This window comes from Serratia grimesii NBRC 13537 (genome assembly GCF_001590905.1).
Taxonomy (GTDB): Bacteria; Pseudomonadota; Gammaproteobacteria; order Enterobacterales; family Enterobacteriaceae; genus Serratia; species Serratia grimesii.
The window spans coordinates 1-1,374 of sequence record NZ_BCTT01000035.1; the positions used below are offsets into that span (position 1 = coordinate 1).

Annotated in this window: 1 pseudogene; it reads left to right on the forward strand. The window is 51.8% G+C overall.

What is annotated here, in order from left to right:
* Positions 1-492: 492 nt before the first annotated feature.
* Positions 493-1,148, forward strand: a pseudogene (locus SGR01S_RS24105) (IS5 family transposase); the annotation flags it as partial.
* Positions 1,149-1,374 lie beyond the last annotated feature (226 nt).

The window sequence follows — 1,374 nt, forward strand, 5'->3', positions numbered from 1 at the left end:
AAAGACATGCAAAAGCGCCACTGGCAGCAGCCACTGGTAACTGATTTAGAGGAGATGGACTTGAAGTCATGTGCCAGTTAAGGCTAAACTAAACGAACAGTTTTGGTGACTGTGCTCCTCCAAGCCAGTTACCTCGGTTCAAAGAGTTGGTAGCTCAGAGAACCTTCGAAAAAACCGCCCTGCAAGGCGGTTTTTTCGTTTACAGAGCAAGAGATTACGATGCCAACGAAAGGATCTCAAGAGGATCCTGTTCCATATACCTTCCCCTGAAGGGAAACCAGCAACGCCAGTGAACTTACAGAAAAGCCAAACTATTTGATCTTATTAAAAAAATTAATATAGAGTAAGATTTTACACAATCAGTGGCTTTGTTGAATAAATCGAAATTTTGGTGACCTGAAGAATCAGTTCACGCATTATCCTGACTATGCAGGCAGTTCCGTGACAAAGCAGAAGTTCAAAATCACCAACTGACGCAACTACAACAAGGCCCTGATTAATCGTGGCTCCATCACTTTCTGGGTTGATGATGAGGCGACTCAGGCCTGGTATGAGTCAGCAACGCCTGCATCGCGGGGACAACCTCAGCGCTATACAGCCCCTGCCATCACAACCGTCCTGGTGATTAAACGTGTATTCCGGCTGACCCTGCGAACCGCTCAGGGCTTTATTGATTCCATTTTTGCCCTGATGGATGTCCCGCTGCGCGGTCCGGATTACACCAGTGTCAGCAAGCGGGCAAAGTCGGTTAACGTCAGTTTCAAACACCCACCCGGGGTGAAATTTCGCATCTGGTGATTGATTCCACAGGGCTGAAAGCCTTCGGTGAAGGTGAGTGGAAAGTCAAAAAGCACGGCAAAGAGCGCCGTCGTATCTGGCGAAAACTGCATCTGGCTGTTGACACGAGCAGGCATGAAGCCATCTGCGCGGACCTGTCACTGAACAACGTCACGGACGCTGAAGCTTTCCCGGGGCTTATCCGGCAGACCCACCGAAAAATCAGGTCAGCGGCGGCGGACGGCGCTTACGATACGCGGCGATGTCATGACGAACTGCGTCGCAAGAAAATCAGCGCGCTCATTCCTCCCCGAAAGGGAGCGGGCTACTGGCCGGGTGTGGGAACAGCCCTGCGAAACCTTGCAGCAGCGTTCACGCATTACAATGAAAACCACCCGCCCAGCGCGCTGGGATATCACTCTCCGAGAGAATACCGGCGGCTGCGGGCACGTAAAGGCAAGGCCAGTATCGTGTCGCCCAACAGGCTCCAGCGACAGTTCAATCCGGATGTTCCGGATGAGCGTTGGGTAACGCCCCAATAGGCAGTGTAAGTTAACTGTCGCTGCCGCGTTTTACGGCAGTGGTTGCAGACAAGCA